General features: G+C 70.3%; 16 protein-coding genes. 5 read left to right on the top strand and 11 right to left on the bottom strand.

The window, feature by feature from the left end:
* The first annotated feature begins 4 nt into the window (after window positions 1-4).
* A complete protein-coding gene (locus tag Apa02nite_RS19380) occupies window positions 5-1039 on the top strand; it encodes a coiled-coil domain-containing protein (RefSeq protein ID WP_203826219.1) in 1035 nt (344 codons plus the stop codon).
* 71 nt (window positions 1040-1110) lie between these two features.
* Here Apa02nite_RS19380 and Apa02nite_RS19375 read toward each other — a convergent pair whose 3' ends face one another.
* The 5 genes from Apa02nite_RS19375 to Apa02nite_RS19355 all read right to left on the bottom strand — a co-directional run bounded on the left by Apa02nite_RS19375 (window position 1111) and on the right by Apa02nite_RS19355 (window position 8337).
* Window positions 1111-3477 (bottom strand): glycoside hydrolase family 65 protein, encoded by a 2367-nt coding sequence (locus tag Apa02nite_RS19375; RefSeq protein ID WP_203826218.1) that lies wholly within the window; start codon window positions 3475-3477, stop codon window positions 1111-1113.
* Between the two features lie 42 nt (window positions 3478-3519).
* Entirely contained in the window at window positions 3520-4260 is a 741-nt protein-coding gene (locus Apa02nite_RS19370) for a beta-phosphoglucomutase family hydrolase (RefSeq protein ID WP_203826217.1), read from the bottom strand.
* A gap of 103 nt (window positions 4261-4363) precedes the next feature.
* Complete coding sequence (locus tag Apa02nite_RS19365; RefSeq protein ID WP_067693245.1) at window positions 4364-4849, bottom strand: ATP-binding protein; 486 nt, start codon at window positions 4847-4849, stop codon at window positions 4364-4366.
* A gap of 85 nt (window positions 4850-4934) precedes the next feature.
* Window positions 4935-6227, bottom strand: coding sequence for an ABC transporter ATP-binding protein (locus Apa02nite_RS19360; protein ID WP_203826216.1), 1293 nt, complete (start codon window positions 6225-6227; stop codon window positions 4935-4937).
* A gap of 268 nt (window positions 6228-6495) precedes the next feature.
* Window positions 6496-8337, bottom strand: coding sequence for a DUF5941 domain-containing protein (locus Apa02nite_RS19355; protein WP_203826215.1), 1842 nt, complete (start codon window positions 8335-8337; stop codon window positions 6496-6498).
* Between the two features lie 184 nt (window positions 8338-8521).
* On the opposite strand from Apa02nite_RS19355, the gene Apa02nite_RS19350 reads away from it, so the two are divergent.
* Window positions 8522-8725, top strand: a complete 204-nt coding sequence (locus Apa02nite_RS19350) for a PspC domain-containing protein (protein ID WP_157441475.1) — start codon at window positions 8522-8524, stop codon at window positions 8723-8725.
* Window positions 8726-8834: 109 nt separating this feature from the next.
* Here the strand turns inward: Apa02nite_RS19350 and Apa02nite_RS19345 are convergent, their stop codons facing one another.
* The 6 genes from Apa02nite_RS19345 to pdxH are packed head-to-tail and all read right to left on the bottom strand — an operon-like array spanning window position 8835 to window position 13478.
* Complete coding sequence (locus tag Apa02nite_RS19345; protein WP_203826214.1) at window positions 8835-9578, bottom strand: DUF4230 domain-containing protein; 744 nt, start codon at window positions 9576-9578, stop codon at window positions 8835-8837.
* A gap of 59 nt (window positions 9579-9637) precedes the next feature.
* Window positions 9638-9928 (bottom strand): type II toxin-antitoxin system VapB family antitoxin, encoded by a 291-nt coding sequence (locus Apa02nite_RS19340; RefSeq protein WP_067693230.1) that lies wholly within the window; start codon window positions 9926-9928, stop codon window positions 9638-9640.
* Between the two features lie 56 nt (window positions 9929-9984).
* A complete protein-coding gene (locus Apa02nite_RS19335) occupies window positions 9985-10602 on the bottom strand; it encodes a nitroreductase family protein (RefSeq protein WP_203826213.1) in 618 nt (205 codons plus the stop codon).
* The gene (locus Apa02nite_RS19330; RefSeq protein WP_067693227.1) at window positions 10602-11519 is read right to left on the bottom strand and encodes an aldose 1-epimerase family protein; all 918 of its coding nucleotides are present in this window, start codon (window positions 11517-11519) and stop codon (window positions 10602-10604) included. The genes Apa02nite_RS19335 and Apa02nite_RS19330 overlap by 1 nt, the downstream gene beginning before the upstream one ends.
* A 10-nt stretch (window positions 11520-11529) precedes the next feature.
* On the bottom strand, window positions 11530-12780 hold the full coding sequence (locus Apa02nite_RS19325) for an MFS transporter (protein WP_373872992.1): 1251 nt from the start codon (window positions 12778-12780) through the stop codon (window positions 11530-11532).
* A 29-nt stretch (window positions 12781-12809) separates the two neighbouring features.
* Window positions 12810-13478: a pyridoxamine 5'-phosphate oxidase gene (gene pdxH, locus Apa02nite_RS19320; RefSeq protein ID WP_373872991.1), complete on the bottom strand. Its 669-nt coding sequence runs from the start codon at window positions 13476-13478 to the stop codon at window positions 12810-12812.
* Between the two features lie 165 nt (window positions 13479-13643).
* On the opposite strand from pdxH, the gene Apa02nite_RS19315 reads away from it, so the two are divergent.
* From Apa02nite_RS19315 to sepH, 3 genes are all read left to right on the top strand, one after another.
* Entirely contained in the window at window positions 13644-14750 is a 1107-nt protein-coding gene (locus Apa02nite_RS19315; RefSeq protein WP_203826212.1) for a citrate synthase 2, read from the top strand.
* 2 nt (window positions 14751-14752) lie between these two features.
* A complete protein-coding gene (gene serC, locus Apa02nite_RS19310; protein WP_373872990.1) occupies window positions 14753-15874 on the top strand; it encodes a phosphoserine transaminase in 1122 nt (373 codons plus the stop codon).
* Window positions 15875-16132: 258 nt separating this feature from the next.
* Window positions 16133-17209: a septation protein SepH gene (gene sepH / locus Apa02nite_RS19305; protein ID WP_067693212.1), complete on the top strand. Its 1077-nt coding sequence runs from the start codon at window positions 16133-16135 to the stop codon at window positions 17207-17209.
* The last annotated feature ends 157 nt before the right edge of the window (window positions 17210-17366 follow it).

Below are 17366 nucleotides of genomic sequence, written 5' to 3'. Positions count from 1 at the left end.
GTTGATGACCGCACGTCCCCGCCGGTGGCTGATGCTTGCCCTGGCGCCGCTCGTGGCCACCGCGATGTTCGTCGCACCGGTCATGCCGGCACACGCCGCTCCCGGCGGCAGTTCGTCGACCCCCGACGAAGGCCAGGCGAGCGACGACCTCTCCGATCAGATCGAGACCACCAACCGGCGGTTCGTGAACGCCAAGGCCGCGGTCGCGGCTTCGAAGAAGAATCAGAAGGCGCTGGCTGCCCAGATCAAGACCGCCGAGGCGCGCCGCGACGCGCTGACCCCGGAGGTCAACCAGATCGCCCGCCAGCAGTACCAGATCGGCAATCTGAGCTCACTGAGCTTCCTGCTCCGCGCCGACTCCTCGTCCGACTTCCTGGACAAGGCGGTCACCCTGGAGGAGATCAACAAGCTGCACGACGCGAAGCTGCACGAGCTGAACTCCCTGCTCGAGCAGATCACGTCGGACAAGACCCGCCTGGACGCCGAGGTCAAGACCGAAGAGCAGCAGCTCTCGGTGCAGACGAAACTGCACGACTCGGCCGAGGGGCAGCTCGAGCTGCTCGGCGGCGGCACCGGCATCAACAAGACCATCACCGAGGGTTTCGTCGACGCGAAATCCCCGATCGCCTCTCCGGCGCCGCGCAACTCCAGCGGCGGTTTCTCCGCGGAGTCCTGCAACCAGATCGACCCGACGACCAACGGGTGCATCACCAAGCGGACTCTGCATCTCTACAAAGAGACGAAGAAGGCCGGCTTCAATCTGTTCGTCGGCTGCCACCGCGACGGCGGCCCGTTCGAGCATCCCAAGGGCCGGGCCTGCGACTGGTCACTGCAGAAGACCGGGTTCTCGGCGGCGCACAACGACAAGATGATGCGGTACGGCAACGACCTCACCGCGTTCCTGGTGCGCAACGCCGACCGGCTCGGCATCTACTACGTGATCTGGTACAAGCAGATCTGGTTCCCGGCGACCGGCAACTGGCACGCCTACCACGGGCCGAGTGATCACACCGACCACGTGCACGTGTCCCTGCTGTAGCCACGCGGGCAACGAGAACGGCCCCCCACCCTCTCCGGGTCGGGGGCCGTTCTCTGTTCGTACGCTAAAAATCAGTGCGTCGTGGCGCGCCGCACCGGAGCGCGACCGGCCGGCTGGGTCGGCGCCGGACCGGCCGGAACCGCCGTCGGGATCGCCATGGTCACCGGACGGACCTGGGTCACCTCGATCTCCTTGCCGTGGTGCATCAGCGTGAGCCGGGCCGAGCCGCCACCGTTGCGCAGCGAGTAGGTGACCTCGTCGGCGGTGACGTTGACCCGCAGCCGCAGCCCGTGCCAGAGCAGCGAGAAGTCCAGGTTGTTGATCCGGCTCGGCAGCCGCGGCGCGAACGCCAGCTGACCGTTGAAGTCCCGCATCCCGCCCAGCCCGGCGACCAGCGCGATCCACGACCCGGCCAGGGACGCCACGTGCACGCCGTCCCGGGCGTTCTGGTGCAGGTCGTGCAGGTCCATCAGGGCGGCCTCGCCCAGATAGTCGTGCGCCAGCTCCAGGTGGCCGGTCTCGGCAGCCATCACCGCCTGGATGCAGGCGGACAGCGAGGAGTCCCGGACGGTGCGCGCGTCGTAGTACGCGAAGTTGCGCACCTTCTCCTCCGGCGTGAACGCGTCACCCCGGATGTACATCGCCATCACCAGGTCGGCCTGCTTCACCACCTGCTTGCGGTACAGATCGAAGTACGGGTAGTTCAGCAGCAGCGGGTAACCCTCCGGCGGAGTGTTCTCGAAGTCCCACTCCTCCAGCCGGGTGAAGCCCTCGCACTGCTGGTGCACCCCGAGCTCCTTGTCGTACGGGAGGTGCACGGACGCCGCCGCGTCCCGCCAGGAGGCCGCTTCCTCGTCGTCCACCCCGAAGCGCCGCGCCAGGTCCGGGTGCCGCTTGCAGGCGTCCACCGCGGTCATCAGGTTCTGCTGCGCCATCAGGTTGGTGTAGATGTTGTCGTTCACGATCGCGGTGTACTCGTCCGGACCGGTGACGCCGTCGATGTGGAACCGCCCGTGCCGGTCGTGGTGCCCCAGCGAGCGCCACAGCCGCGCGGTCTCCACCAGCAGTTCCAGGCCGACCTCACGCTCGAAGTCGTAGTCACCGGTGGCCTGCACGTAGCGCCGGACCGCGTCGGCGATGTCCGCGGCGATGTGGAAGCCCGCGGTGCCGGCCGGCCAGTACCCGGAGCACTCCTGGCCACGGATGGTCCGCCACGGGAACGCGGCGCCCTGCAGGCCGAGTGTCTGCGCCCGCTCCCGGGCCAGGTCCAGGGTCGAGTGTCGCCAGCGCAGCACGTCCGCCGCCGCCGAGGGCTGGGTGTAGGTGAGCGCGGGCAGCACGAACGTCTCCGCGTCCCAGAACGTGTGACCGTCGTAGCCCGGGCCGGTCAGGCCCTTGGAGCCGATCGGGCGCTTCTCCGCCCGGGCGCCGGCCTGCAGCGTGTGGAACAGCCCGAAGCGGACCGCCTGCTGCACCTCCGGGTCACCCTCGACGCGCACGTCGGAGTGGTCCCAGAACGCGTCGAGGTATTCCTGCTGCTGCTGGACCAGACCGTCCCAGCCGTCCAGGCGGGCACTGGCCAGGGCCGCTCCGACCTGGTCGCGGAGGGCGGGCAGCGAGCGCATGCTCGACCATCCGTACGCGGCGAGCTTGACCACTCGCAGCTTCTGCCCCGGCTCCAGCCGGCAGGCCACCGTGGTGCGCAGCCAGTCGGCGTGCCCCTCGGTGGTGATCGCGTGCCGGCCCGGCGTCTCGACCAGGTGTTCCATGGCCGCGGCCATCCGCAGGTCACTGGCCTTGGTGCGGTGCACCAGCAGACCGCCGGAGCGCTGCTCGAGCATCTCCTCGGCCTGCAGCGGGTGGTCGAGCACCGCGGCGACCCGCGGGTCCTTGCTGGTCGGCGGGAGCTGCTCGTTGGCGACCAGCTCGGACTGCAGGATCAGCCGGGCCGCGCCGTCCAGCGGCTCGACCTCGTAGAGGAACGCGACGATCGCGCGCTGGGTGAAGGAGACCAGGCGCACGGTGCGCACCCGTACACCCTGGCCGGACGGGGAGACCCACTCCACCACCCGCTCCAGGGTGCCGGCCCGCATGTCGAGGCAGCGCTCGTGCGAGCGGAGCTCGCCGTACCGCACGTCGAACGGCTCGTCGTCGACCAGCAGGCGCATCAGCTTGGCGTTGCTGACGTTGACCATGGTCTGGCCGGACTCGGGGAACCCGTATCCCCCCTCGGCGTGCGGCAGCGGCCGCAGCTCGTAGAAGGAGTTCAGGTACGTGCCGGGCAGGCCGTGCGGCTCGCCCTCGTCCAGGTTCCCGCGTATCCCGATATGGCCGTTCGAGAGCGCGAACACCGACTCTGACTGGGCCATCAGGTCCAGGTCTAGCCGGGTCTCCCGGATGTGCCAGGGGTCGACGGGGTAGGCCCGTTCACGGATCACGGTCGTGCCTCTCGGGACTGAATGTCTTAGGTGGGTCTGAAGCTAGTTGTCGAGCAGCTCGGCGAGGTCGGTGACCACGACGTCGGCGCCGTTCTCGCGCAGCGCGTCGGCCTGACCGACCCGGTCCACACCGATCACGATGCCGAAGCCACCGGCCCGGCCCGCGGCCACACCGGCCTGGGCGTCCTCGTACACGGCACAGGCGGCCGGGTCGAGACCGAGCAGTTTTGCCCCGTACAGGAACGTGTCCGGCGCGGGCTTGCCGGGCAGACCCAGCTCGCGGGCGACGACCCCGTCCACCCGAACCTCCAGGAGGTCGGCGATGCCGGCCGCCTCCAGGACGTCCTTGCAGTTCGCGCTCGCCGAGACGACCGCGCGGCGCAGTCCGGCGGCCTTGGCCGCCTTCAGGTACTCCACCGATCCGGGGTAGACCTGAACCGCGCCCTCCTTGATCTTCTGGAGCACGAGGAGGTTCTTGCGATTGCCGACCCCGTTGACGGTCTCCGCGTCGGGAGCGTCGTCGGGGGTGCCCTCGGGCAGGGTGATGCCACGGGAGGCGAGGAAGGTCCGGACCCCGTCGGCACGCTGCCGGCCGTCGACGTATCGGTGGTAGTCGACCTTGGAGTCGAACGGCACAAACTCTTGATCTTGCCGCTCGGCCCGCGTTTCCAGGAACGAGTCGAACGTTTGTTTCCACGCGGCACTGTGCACAAGGGCGGTGTCCGTCAGCACGCCGTCAAGATCGAAAAGGCAAGCGGTTACCTGGGAAGGAAGTCCGAGCACGCGCCCAATGTAGTCGCACCCGGCGGAGGACGAGAGGCGAAGGGCGGCTTCACGTTTCGCCCGCGTTTCACGGCCCGGTCCACCTGCCGTTTCAGCTGCCGTTTCAGCGCTGGCCGGACACCGGAACCAGATCTATCCGGAGTCCGATAGAGGTGCCGATCGGTCCGGTCGCGGTGGTCACCTCGTCGCACAGCTGGTGCGCCAGCCACAGGCCGCGGCCACCGATCTCCTCCGTACCGGGGAGAAGGTCACTGTCCGGCAGGTCGTCCGGGATGCCCGGGCCGGAGTCGGTGACCACACACCACACCGCACCGGACTCGATCCGCAGCACGATCCGGCCGTTCCCGCCGGCGTGCAGCACCACATTCGTGATCACCTCGTTCACGGCGAGCACGAACCCGGAGAGCCGGTCGCGGAGCACGCTGATCGGGGAGAGCAGCCGGGACACCTCGTGCCGCAGCACGGTGATGTCGGCATCCCCGAAATTCCGGTCCAACAGAACCGGTGATCCGGACGGTGCGGGGGCGGCATCGACCTTCGGCTCCACACCGGGAGCCGAACGCATCGTCTGGCCGATCCTGTCCTCCACCGTCGTGCAGCCTACGCGCTGTGGCCGCTTGGTGGCAGGAGGCATCCACGATCCCGCCCGGAAGTGGCGTCCTGCCGAGTTCTGTTCAGCGCCAGCCGACATCGATCCGGTCCCCCCGCTCGTCGAAGAAGTGCAGTGCGTCCATCTGAACCGCCACGGTGAGCGGGTGCCCGGAAGTCACCGCCGGGTACGGCGCCAGCCGCACCGACAGCTCGGCCGCCTTACGGTGGTGCCGCCCCGGGTCGTTGAGCAGGCTGACCGGGCCGCCCCGCTCCTCCTGCGCGGACACCGAGTTCGACCGGGTGAGCCGCTGAAGCGCCCCGCCCAGCCGCTTCAGCGTGCCACCGGCGGGCTGCTCGGCGGCCGGGCCACCGACCTCGTCCACCACGATCGCGGTCGCGCCGATGTCCAGGTAGGCCAGCGACTCGTGGCCGTGGTGCTCCAGGTAACGGATCCGGCCGTGCAGCACCGCGCCCGGGGTGTCCGGGGTGACCGGCGTGAGGGCCTCGGCGCGGACCCCGACCACGATCCGCTCACCGTGGTAGCGCGCCACCGCCCGCGAGCGCGGGTCGGACCAGGCCAGGTAGAGGGTCTGCTCGCCGAAGTTGAGCGCGACGTACCGGTCCAGGTGGACGTAGACCTGCGCCTCCAGCAGGTTCATCCGCGGCGAGCCGAGGAAGGCGGCGACGTAGAGCGTGGCCGGGCGGCGGTAGACCTCGGTCGGCGTGCCCAGGTCCTGCAGCACGCCGCGCCGCATGATCGCCACGCGGTCGGCCATGGTCAGCGCCTCGGCCTGGTCGTGCGTCACGTACATGGTGGTGACACCGAGCTCGCGGGTCATGCTGGTGATCTCCGCGCGCAGCTCGGCGCGCAGGCCGCTGTCCAGGTTGGAGAGCGGCTCGTCCATCAGGAAGATCCCGGGTCGGCGGACCATCGCCCGGCCCATCGCGACCCGCTGCCGCTGGCCGCCGGAGAGCTGGCTGGGTCGCCGGCCGAGCACCTCGCCGATGCCCAGGGCCCCGGCCACCGTGCCGACCCGATCCTGCCGCGAACCCGGCTCGACACCGGACAATTTCAGCGGGAAGCCGATGTTGTCAGCGACGGTCATGTGCGGATAGAGCGCAAAGTCCTGAAACACCATGGCGATGCTGCGGTCGCGCGGGGGCACGTCGAGCACCGGCTCGCCGTTCAGCAGGATGTCCCCCTCGGTGGGGTCCTCCAGGCCGGCGATCATCCGGAGCACGGTCGACTTCCCACAGCCCGACGGGCCGAGAAGCACCATGAACTCGCCATCTCGAACATCGAGTGACACCCGGTCCACGGCAAGCGTGCCATCTGGCCAAATCTTGGTGACGTCCTTGAGCGCGACGGTGGACACCGCCAACCTCCCCCATCGATTGTTCGATCCCGAACCCACGACGGTCGGCGATCGGATAATGACTTTGCGAGGGGTGTCGATGCTTTACCATCGGCCGAACCGGCCATTCGCTGATAGTGATCAATCGATTACGGAGATCAGAACTCCGGAGCAACTTGTGTGCACGGTCACAGCAAGAAACGACATTTGGTTCATCGGTGCTGACCGACCGTCAACCGGGTGATCCCAAACGGTCACTAAGGTCTGAGCCGCCTGACGGGCCGCAGGCTCAGCTCGGGCGCGACGCCCGCCAGTCGCGCACCGCGGTGATCGAGAAGGCGCCGCCGACACCCGCCACCAGCACCACAAAACCGCCGATCCCGAACCCGGCCAGGGTCGCGGCGGCCAGCAGGACCATCCGGCCCTCCCAGCCCAGCACCGCCGCACCGGCCAGGGTGCCCGGCGCGCCCTTCTCCATCCGCGCGGTCAGGTCGTAGTGCCGCAGCGCCAGAACGAACAGCAGCAGGAACACCAGCGGCCACGGCACCCCGCCGACCAGGCCGGCGAGCACCACGAATACGTACTCGGCGGCTCGCAGCGCGGCCGGCACCAGCCAGTCCAGCGGGCGGTCGTGCCGGGCCCGGGCGGCCATCCCCGCGGCCAGGGCCGCCGGAATCCCGCCGGCCAGCAAGCCGGTCCGCAGCGGTTCGCCCGCGAAGACACCGACGATCGCGTACGCGGTGAGCACCCCACCCACCACCAGCGGATGATCCAGCCGACCCCGCCCCAGCACGGTACGTGCCAGCCACCCGTCGTCGCGGTGCCGGCCGGTGTCGACCGTGTCCAGCACGCTCACCCGCATCGACAGCGCGCGCAGCGACCGCAGCGAGAGCGTGTAGAGGAATGCCAGCACCCCGAACCCGACCACCGCGCCGAGCACGATCCGGCCGTTCGTGGCCGCGGCGAGCACCGCGATCAGCGCCCAGCGCTCGCCGATCGGGAAGACCACGATCCGCTTCGCCCAGTAGATCAACGAGCCGCGCTGGCTCTGCGCCGCGTTGGAGGCCGCGCTGAGCCGGGCGCCGACCCCACCGGTGGCCTGGTGCGCGCGGGGCCGGGCGGTCGCCTCGTCGTGCAGCGCGCCGTACCAGGTGTCGGTCATGTGCCGGGCGGTCTGCAGGGCGATCGCGGTCACCGCCAACGGCCACGCGTACGGCAGCCCGATCCGGTCCGCACCGGCCGCCAGACCGGCGTAGACCGCGTACTCCTTGGCCCGGTCGGCCATGGTGTCCAGCCAGCCGCCGAACGCGTCGAACCGCCGGGTGTACCGGGCCAGCTGGCCGTCCACGCAGTCCAGCACGAAGCCCAGGTAGAGCAGCACCCCGCCGACGATCATCGCGGGCCGGGACGCCTGCCAGAAGGCCAGCGCCGCGGCGACCGCGAAGAGCACCGACAGCGCGGTCACCCCGGTCGGGCTCAGGCCCAGTCGCGCCGAGGCCCGGGTGACCAGCGGGGACCAGGTGCTCACCGCGTACGTCGTGAAGAAGTCGTCCTGCTCCTTGACCGCGAGCCGCAGGCGGGCCTTGTCCTCGTCGACCTCGGCGAGCCGCCGCCGGGCGGCGGCCAGGTCGGCGTCGGTGCCCACCTGCTCGGCGTGCAGCAGCCGGACCCGGATGGCGACCGGCACCAGGCCCGCCTCGAGCAGGGCGGGCAGCAGATCGGCGCGGTCGGCGACCTTCTCCAGCAGCGGGAGGTCGGCCGGCGCCAGGCACATCGCGCCCAGGAAGCGGACCGTGCCGGCGCCCGGCTCGGCCGGGACCGCGCGGCCCCGGTCCTCGCGCAGGCCGCCGTCGGGGTCCGGCGCGAGCAGCACGGTGCTGCGGCCGGCCGGGTCGGTGGCCAGCATCCACAGCAGGCTGTGGTGGGTGACCAGGTTGTCGGCGCAGATCAGCAGTGGCTGGTTCGCGGCCCGGGCGCGGCGGGCGGCGTCGCGCAGGCGGGCCGGCAGATCGTCGTCGGCCTCGACCCGGTCGACCTCGGCGGCGCCGGCGGAGCGCAGCGCGGCGGTGAGGTCGTCGGTGAGCCCGGTGCCGGCAGGTCCAACGCTGGCATGAAGAAGGGCCAGCGTCACAGTTGCCTCCGTAGCTGAACCCCGCAAGACGGCTAAAGGTTAACAGCGAGCGACATTCGGGTACGGGTACCCCTTACGGGAGCTGGGTCCTCCGTCTCCACCTGCGGGATGAGGGACGACCGGGAGTCCGTACCTAACGTCGAAGTGGTCGGGGCAGAGTGCTCCGGCCACCGCTAAGGAGTGGATGACAGTGACCACCCCCTTCAAGACTCGCAGCCTCACCCGTCCCCGCAACGACCGCTGGATCGCCGGCGTCTGTGCCGGGCTGGCTCGCCGCTCCGGGCTGTCGTCCGGGACGGTCCGCCTGCTGTTCCTGCTGTCCTGCCTGCTCCCCGGCCCGCAGTTCATCGCCTACCTGATCCTCTGGGCACTGATGCCCAACGAGTGATCGGCCTGCGCGACCGCTGACTCCCGGCCGGGTGCAAGCCGGGCTGGCAAACCCGGCCGGGACCCCTGACGCCGCCGCCCCCACCCCCGGGGCGGCGGCGTCGCCCGTCTCACGGGGTGGTGAACGTGACCGTCACCGAGGTGTAGCCCAGCCGGGTGAACAGGCTCTCCAGCATCAGCTGGGTGTTCTGCTGGGCGCGCTGGTCGAGCCCGCTCGACTTGGCCGCCTCGGTGATCTTTTCCTGGGCGGCCTGATAGACCCGCTGCTGCTTGTCGGTGTCGCTGCGGAACGCATCGCCGATGCTGGTCAGCAGCCCGCGGTCCTCTTCGACCACGTAGCTCTTCGCCATGTCCAGCGCGGCCATCGACTGCTGCGGCGGCGGGAGGGTCAGGGTGACGGTCTTCTTCTCCTCGTCGACCTTGAGCGCGTCACCGGCGAGCGCGCTGAAGTCGACGTAGGTCTCGACCGTGCCCGACCCGACGAACAGAATCCGCCGGTTGACCAGGAAGTCGGGGATGTTCTCCTTGTTCTGCTGCAGGTCGACGATCACCTGGAAGGTGCCGTCCGCCGCGACATAACGGTGCAGATCGCGCATCGACTGCAGCAGCACCGGCTGACTGCGGTCGACGGTCTGGCTGGAGAACGGGTTGTCGAAGGAGGGCAGCACGTTCAGCGCGCGCAGCCCGAAGCAGGACGCGACGATCAGTGCGAAGACGAAGCCGATGAAGATCAGCAGCCGGGCGAAGAAGCTCGGCTTGTGCTCCGGCGGGACGGCCGGGGACTCCGGCTCGGCGACATCGGGCACGGCCGAGTACTCCGCCGTCGGCTCTTCGACTTCCGGTGAGTTGGCCATGTCCTAACGGTACGGAGTGGGTACGACAATCCGCGACCGGAGGAGATGGCCGGGCTCGCCTAGAGCACCAACACCCTGGCGTGGATCTGATTGCGCTGCTGGAGCGCGGCCCGCAGCGCACGGTGCAGGCCGTCCTCCAGATAGAGCGCACCCCGGAACTCGACCACGTGCGGGAACAGGTCGCCGTAGAACGTCGAGTCCTCGGCGAGCAGTTTGTCCAGCGCCAGCTCGCGCTTCGTGGTGATCAGCTCGGCGAGCCGGATCGGCCGTGGCGGAATCTCGGCCCACTCTTTGAGCGTGGTCTGGTGATCGGGGTACGGGGCTCCGTCCCGGACCGCTTTGAAGATCACGGCGGCTGCCCCTCCCCTGCGAAACGTCTTGTCTGTCAGCCTAGCCGCGATGCCGGTCAGGCCTCGGCGGCCGAAGCCCACCGGCCATGATGCACCACGTCGTCCACCGGGCGGTGACCGCGCTTGAGTGACGGAGACCTCTTGTCGTCTCCCCGATAGCCGATGGTGAGCGCGCCGACCGGGTTGAACTCGTCAGGTACCCCGAAAGCCGTCTTGAACTCCTCCACCCGGTCGGCGGGTACGCCGAAGAAGCACGAGCCGAGTTCCTCGTTCACCGCGGTCAGGTGCATCAGCAGCGCGGCGAAGCCGGTGTCGATGTCCCAGTACGGCACCGGCCAGTGCGCCTCGGCCTTGTCCGTCCAGCCCTTGTCCGTCTCGGCGTACCGGTCCAGGTAGACCGACTTGTTGGACAGCGCCACGACGATCAGCGGGGCCGTACGCATCCGGTCCAGCCAGCCGCCGGGGTCGCCGGCGCCGTACGCGGTGCTGGACCAGAACAGGTCACGGTCGGCGAGCTCGGTCAGGACCAGGAAGCTCCAGCCCTGCGAGAAGCCCGCCGACGGGGCGCGCAGCCCGTGCCGGACGATCTTGTCGATCAGCTCCGGCGGGACCGGGCGATCCGGGTCGTACCCGCGGACCATCCGGCGCCGGCGGACCACCTCGTCGAACTCCATCAGGCGCGGATCCCCCACGCGGTGGTCCAGGTCTCGCCCGGAGCCAGCGTGATCAGATCCCGGCCGGACCGGAACGAGTCCGGCGGGCAGGTCATCGGCTCGACCGCGACCGACCGGCGGTGCCGCTCGCCGTGCAGCGTGTCGCCCGTGAAGACCTGCCAGTACTTGAACTTGTCGTCGGCCCAGACGGTGATCTTCGCGTCCGAGTCCGGGTCGGCGAGGACGACCTCGGTGATCCCGTCCGGGCCGAAGTCGATGTCGCCGAACGTGGTGTCCAGGACCATGTCGCCGATCCGGCGGGGCTCGGCGAAGTCGTACTCACTGCCGGCGATCTTGACGGCGCCGATCGGCAGCAGCCGGGAGTCGGCCACCACCCGGGTCCCGGCCGGCACCTGGAGCACGGTGTTGTCCACCGTCACCCCGTTCAGCCGCAGGTACGGGTGCACCGAATAGCCCCACGGCGCGTTCTGGTCGCTGAGGTTCACGACCTCCTGCACGCTGCGCAGCCCCTCCGCGGAGACCGACCAGCGGGTCCGCAGGATCAGCCCCCACGGGTAGCCGACCTGGGCCGGCAGCTCGTACTCCAGGGTGACCGCCGACGCGGTGTGCTCGGTGGCCCGCCAGCGCGACCAGTTGACCAGGCCGTGGATGGCGTTGTGCCGGGCCGGCTCGGTCAGCGCGAGCTGGTACGTCTTCTCCTCGAAGGTGTACTGCCCGTCGCGGATCCGGTTCGGCCACGGCGCGAGGATCTGGCCGGCGGAACCCGGGGAGATCTCGTCGGTGCCGAAGCCGTCGAGCAGCTCCACCCCGCCGGACGAGAAACTACGCAGCGTGCCACCGACCTCGGCCAGTACGGCACGGCGGCCGTCGGCCTCGATCGACCACTGAACCCCGGATTTCGCGGCTGTCTCTGTCATACCAGGGACACTAGTGCTTCTCCTCCGGCTGCTGAGCGGGCCGGTAGCGGATCAGTGCCGGGAACGCCGCGGCCAGCACCAGGGCCAGACCGGCCGCCACGAAGCCGCCGCCCACCCAGGAGGCGCCGACCCCGGTCACGTTCGCGGTGCCGCCGGCGCGCAGATCACCCAGTCGGGGTCCGCCGGCCACCACCACGGTGAACACGCCCTGCAACCGGCCGCGCAGCCGGTCCGGCGCGAACGTCTGCATGATCGACTGCCGGTAGACCGCGCTCACCAGGTCGGCCGCGCCGGCCACCGCGAGCAGCAGGATCATCAGCCAGAGCTGATGGGCCAGACCGGACAGGCCGATCGCCAGGCCCCAGGCGACCACCGCGGCGACCAGCGCGACGCCCTGCCGGCGGACCCGGCCGATCCAGCCGGAGGTGAGCCCGCCGAGCACCGAGCCGATCGCGATCGCGCTGAACAGCCAGCCGACCGCGGCGCCACCGCCGAACCGCTCCTCGGCCACCGCCGGGAACAGCGCCCGGGGCATCGCGAACACCATGGCGATCAGGTCGACGCCGAAGGAGAGCAGCAGCACCGGCTGGGTGACCAGGAACTTCAACCCGACCACGATGCCGTGCAGGCCGGCCGTCGGCTTCTCGCCCGAGTCGTCCGGTTCGATCGGCGGGATCGCCGGCAGCCGCCAGGTCGCCCAGTAGGTGACCGTGAACAGCAGCGCGTCGACCGCGTAGGCCACCGTCACGCCGGTACCGGTCGACCAGATCCCCATGATCAGACCGGCGGCCAGCGGTCCGAGCACCCCGCCCGCCGTGGTCGTGGTGTAGTTCAGCGTGTTCGCGGCCGGGACCATGCCGGTCGGCACGATCCGCGGAATGATCGACTGGCGGGCCGGTGAGCTGATCGCGAAGCCGACCGCCTGCACCGCGGTGAGCGCCAGGAGCAAATGCGGACTTCGTACGCCGAGAGCCGCCTGTGCCAGCAGCCCGAGCGTGACCACCCAGGTCAGCGCGGAACTGAACAGCAGCAGCCGCCGCCGGTCGACCACGTCGGCGACCGCGCCGCCCCACAGCCCGAAGATCAGCAGCGGGACCAGGCCGGCCAGCCCGAGCAGGCCGACCCAGAACGGCGAGCGGGTGATGGCGAACATCTGCACCGGCACCGCCACCGAGGTGAACTGGAAGCCGAAGTACGACGCGCCGTTGCCGATCCACATCCGGCGGAACGTCACCACCCGCAGCGGCGTGGTGTCGATCATCCAAGAACGCTTCTTCTCCCCCGTAACGGTCACGGGGCGAGCCGCTCGACGACCCAGGAGTCGCCGTTGAGGCGGTACCGCAGCCGATCGTGCAGCCGGTTGGTCCGCCCCTGCCAGAACTCGACAGTGGCCGGCACCACCCGCAGCCCACCCCAGTGCGGCGGGGCCGGCACCGGACCGTCACCGAACCTCGCCACCGCCTCGGCCAGGCCGGCGTCCACGGCGTCCCGGCCGGGCAGCACCCGCGACTGCGGGCTGGCCCACGCACCGAGCTGCGAGCCGCGCGGACGAGACGCGAAATACTCCTCGGTCTCGGCGCGGGAGACCCGCTCGACGGCTCCGGCCACGATCACCTGGCGTTGGATCGAAAACCAGGGAAAAACCAGGCTTGCGTACGGATTCTGAGCCGCCTCGGAGCCCTTGCGCGACGCATAGTTCGTGAAGAACACGAAACCGGTCGCGTCGTACCCCTTGAGCAGCACGGTCCGCGCCGAGGGGCGGCCGTCCGCGTCGGCGGTCGACACGATCATGGCGTTCGGCTCGGGCAGCCCGGCCGCGGTCGCCTCGGCGAACCAGATGGCGAACTGAGCCGGCCAGTCGGCGGCCAGCGAGCCCTCCAGCAGCGGTCCGTGCTCGGTGTAGTCGCGGCGCATCCCCGCGGGGGACGGCGGTTCGGGGGACGGCGGTTCGGGGGGCATCGGGGGACTTCCTTTCGGCTGCAACGACCGTAAGTCCGCGACCGCCGAGTGTCAGTTGAACCAGGATGGGTGTCACCGAGAGCACAATCGCCACGGGTCGACCGTGCGGTTACCCGGCGGGCAAGATGAATCACTCACCGCAGCTCACGTTCTCCAGGGAGTGCCGTGTCCGACTTCAAGCCGGGACTCGAGGGCGTCACCGCGTTCGAGACCGAGATCGCCGAGCCCGACCGGGACGGTGGCGCGCTGCGTTACCGCGGCGTCGACATCGAGGATCTGATCGGCCAGGTCTCCTTCGGCAACGTCTGGGGCCTGCTCGTCGACGGCAAGTTCGGGCCGGGGTTGCCACCCGCCGAGCCGTTCCCGGTCCCGGTGCACTCCGGGGACATCCGGGTCGACGTGCAGTCCGCGGTCGCCATGCTCGCGCCGTACTGGGGGCTCGACCAGCTGCTCGACATCACCGACGAGCAGGCCCGCAAGGACCTGGCCCGGGTCTCGGTGACGGCGCTCTCGTTCGTCGCCCAAGCGGCCCGCGGGCTGGGCCTGCCGGCCGTCCCGCAGAAGGACATCGACAAGGCCGAGACCATCGTGGAACGGTTCATGCGCCGCTGGCGTGGTGAGCCGGACCCGCGGCACGTCAAGGCGGTCGACGCGTACTTCATCTCGGCGGCCGAGCACGGCCTGAACGCCTCCACCTTCACCACCCGGATCGTCGCCTCCACCGGCGCCGACGCGGCCGCCTGCATCTCGTCCGGGATCGGCGCCCTCTCCGGCCCGCTGCACGGCGGCGCACCCACCCGGGTGCTGCACATGCTGGAAGCGGTCGAGCGCCGCGGCGACGCGCAGGGGTACGTGACCGACGTCCTCGACCGCGGCGAGCGCCTGATGGGCTTCGGCCACCGGGTCTACCAGGCCGAGGACCCCCGGGCCCGGGTGCTGCGCCGGATCGCGAAGGACCTGGGCGCCCCCCGGTACGAGGTGGCCGCCGCCCTGGAGGTCGCCGCGCTGGCCGAGCTGCACGAGCGCAAACCCGGCCACCAGCTGTGGACGAACGTGGAGTTCTGGTCGGCCGTGGTGCTCGACTTCGCCGAGGTGCCCGCGCACATGTTCACCTCGATGTTCACCTGCGCCCGGGTGGCCGGGTGGAGCGCGCACATCCTGGAGCAGAAGCGGCTCGGCCGGATCCTGCGGCCCAGCCTGCGCTACCTCGGGCCGGCGCCCCGCAAGCCCTCGGAGGTCGAAGGCTGGTCTCAGCTCACGCATAATGTGTGACCGTGGCTGCTGACATCCGGATTCCTGACGAGATCAAACCTGTCGACGGACGGTTCGGCTCCGGGCCGAGCAAGGTCCGGCCGGAAGGTGTCGAGGCTCTCTCCGCCGTCTCCCGCACGTTCATGGGCACGTCCCATCGGCAGAAGACGGTGAAGGAGCAGGTCGGGCGGTTGCGCCGCGGCCTCGCCGAGTTCTTCTCGATGCCGGACGGCTACGAGGTGGTCCTGGCCAACGGCGGCACCAGCGCGTTCTGGGAGGTCGCGACGTTCGGCCTGGTCCGGGACCGGGCGCAGTTCGCCGAGTTCGGCGAGTTCGGCGCGAAGTTCGTCCAGGCCGTAACGGACGCGCCGTTCCTGGCCCCGCCGACCGTGCACAAGGCGCCGGGTGGCCAGGCGGCCTACCTGACCGCCGAGGCCGGCGTCGACGTGTACGCGACCGTCCAGAACGAGACCTCCACCGGCGTGATGGTCCCGGTCCGCCGGGTGGCCGGCGCCGACCCGGGCGCCCTGCTGCTCACCGACGCCACCTCCGGCGGCGGCAGCCTGGACGTCGACCTGCGCGAGACCGACGTGTACTACCTGGCCCCGCAGAAGGCGCTGGGCTCGGACGGCGGGATCTGGCTGGCCCTGATGTCGCCGGCCGCGATCGAGCGGGCCTTCGAGATCAAGGCGAGCAAGCGGTACATCCCGCAGTTCCTCGATCTGGTGACCGCTATTGAACAGTCCCGGCTGGAGCAGACGTACAACACGCCGGCGCTCGCCACGGTCTTCCTCGCTGCCGAGCAGCTGGACTGGATGAACGCGCAGGGCGGGCTGTCCTGGGCGGTCAAGCGCAGCGCGGAGAGCGCCGCCGCGATCTACGGCTGGGCCGAGCGCTCGTCGTTCGCCGAGCCGTTCATCACCGATCCGGCGCTGCGCTCGGCCGCGGTGGCCACCATCGACTTCGCCGACGGGGTGGACGCCGCGATGATCGCCAAGGTGCTGCGCGCCAACGACATCGTGGACACCGAGCCGTACCGGAAGCTGGGCCGTAATCAGCTGCGGGTCGCGCTCTACCCGACCGTCGATCCGACCGATGTGGCCGCCCTTACCGCGTGCGTGGATTACGTCGTCGAGCGGCTCTGAGGTTTCCGATCATCATTCGTACGGGCAATGTTTCTCCCGACGCGGTGACTTGGCTCATTGTCCTCGGCGAGGCATAGTCCGTACGAATGGAAGGGTCTCCATCGAGAGTACGAAGTTGAAGATCATCTACGCTGGTCAGCTCATTTGACGGCGTGGCTTACCCCCATCGGGTGACCGAGGCGCGTACCGTGTTCCGAAACGCGCCCGGGTGACTGACTCTCGGGAAGACAGGCCAACGCGACGGGACGGAGGCAACGCATGCGGCCGGTACGCTTCGTCGCCATCTCGGAAGACGGGCAGGCTCTCGTGCTCGCCGACGAGGTGGGCCGCTTGCTGGCACTCCCTCTCGACGACCGGGTCGCCGGAGTGCTCACCGACAGCCCCGCGACGCCGGGCACTGCTGTCGCGGTGATCGCTCCGGACATGGCCACCCTGTCCCCTCGGGACATCCAGGCGCGGATCCGGTGCGGCGAGTCCGCCGAGGACGTCGCCCGCATCGCCGGTGTCCCGGTCGACCGGGTCCTCCGCTACGCCGGTCCGGTGCTGCAGGAGCGGGCCATGCTGGCCCAGCACGCGCGCCGCACCCGGCTGAAGACGTCCGATTCTGGTCAGCCGCTGTCCGAGGTGGTCGACAGCCGCCTGGCGCAGCACGGGATCGACACCGAGAAGATCTCCTGGGACGCGTTCCGCAAAGAGGACGGCACCTGGCGGATCGTCGCCACCTGGCCGTCCGGCAAGGCCACCGCCCAGGCCATCTGGGACATGGACAAGGGCCGCCAGGTGGTGGCCCCGCACGACGACATGGCTCAGTATCTCTGCGCCGAGCGCCCCACCCAGATCCTCGGCCAGGAGCCGGCCCCCGAGCGTGGCGGTCACGGCCTGCCCGGTCCGGTCCGCAGCGCCGAACCGACCCGCGGCGGCCACGGCCTGCCCGCGATGGACGCGCCCAGTCGCCCCAACCGTGACCAGGCCCGGCCGACCCGCGACCCGATCCGGGCCGGCCGCGACGCGCTGCTCGCCTCGCTGGACCGGCCGTTGGAGAGTTCCTCCGGCCGCGGCCTCGAACCGGTCTCCCCGGCTACCCGCCGCCCGGTCGCCGGTGGTGCCGCGGCGCTGCTCGGCGGCGGTTCCGGCTCGGCCTTCGACGACGAGTCCGACCTGCCCAAGGAGATCCCGGCGGTGCCGTCCCTGGCCGTGCTGCGCCCGCGCCGCACGGTCGGACAGACCGCACAGTCCAGCGGCACCGAGGGCGACGAGACGAAGCCGCGCAAGCGCCTCCCGAGCTGGGACGACGTCCTCTTCGGCGGCGGCCCGGCCGCCCGGGAATCCTCCTGAGCCGATTCTTCGTCGCCGTCTTCCCCCCGGAGGCGGCCCGCGAGGATCTGCTCCACCACCTCCCACCCAGCACCCTCCTCACCCGCCCCACCACGTGGCACATCACCCTCGCCTTCCTCGGCACCCTCCCCACCGGCACGATGCCGCCCCCACCCGC

It is taken from the genome of Actinoplanes palleronii (genome assembly GCF_016862315.1).
GTDB lineage: Bacteria > Actinomycetota > Actinomycetes > Mycobacteriales > Micromonosporaceae > Actinoplanes > Actinoplanes palleronii.
Note: the sequence above shows the minus strand (reverse complement) of the source record. Positions and strands in the feature narration are given on the sequence as shown.

What these genes read in the sequence shown, in the direction of transcription:
- Apa02nite_RS19330 (WP_067693227.1), bottom strand. Translation starts at nt 11,519, where the DNA reads ATGACAGAGACAGCCGCGAAATCCGGGGTTCAGTGGTCGATCGAGGCC.
- pdxH (WP_373872991.1), bottom strand. Translation starts at nt 13,478, where the DNA reads ATGCCCCCCGAACCGCCGTCCCCCGAACCGCCGTCCCCCGCGGGGATG.
- Apa02nite_RS19350 (WP_157441475.1), top strand. Translation starts at nt 8,522, where the DNA reads ATGACAGTGACCACCCCCTTCAAGACTCGCAGCCTCACCCGTCCCCGC.
- Apa02nite_RS19345 (WP_203826214.1), bottom strand. Translation starts at nt 9,578, where the DNA reads ATGGCCAACTCACCGGAAGTCGAAGAGCCGACGGCGGAGTACTCGGCC.
- Apa02nite_RS19335 (WP_203826213.1), bottom strand. Translation starts at nt 10,602, where the DNA reads ATGGAGTTCGACGAGGTGGTCCGCCGGCGCCGGATGGTCCGCGGGTAC.
- Apa02nite_RS19325 (WP_373872992.1), bottom strand. Translation starts at nt 12,780, where the DNA reads ATGATCGACACCACGCCGCTGCGGGTGGTGACGTTCCGCCGGATGTGG.
- sepH (WP_067693212.1), top strand. Translation starts at nt 16,133, where the DNA reads ATGCGGCCGGTACGCTTCGTCGCCATCTCGGAAGACGGGCAGGCTCTC.
- Apa02nite_RS19380 (WP_203826219.1), top strand. Translation starts at nt 5, where the DNA reads ATGACCGCACGTCCCCGCCGGTGGCTGATGCTTGCCCTGGCGCCGCTC.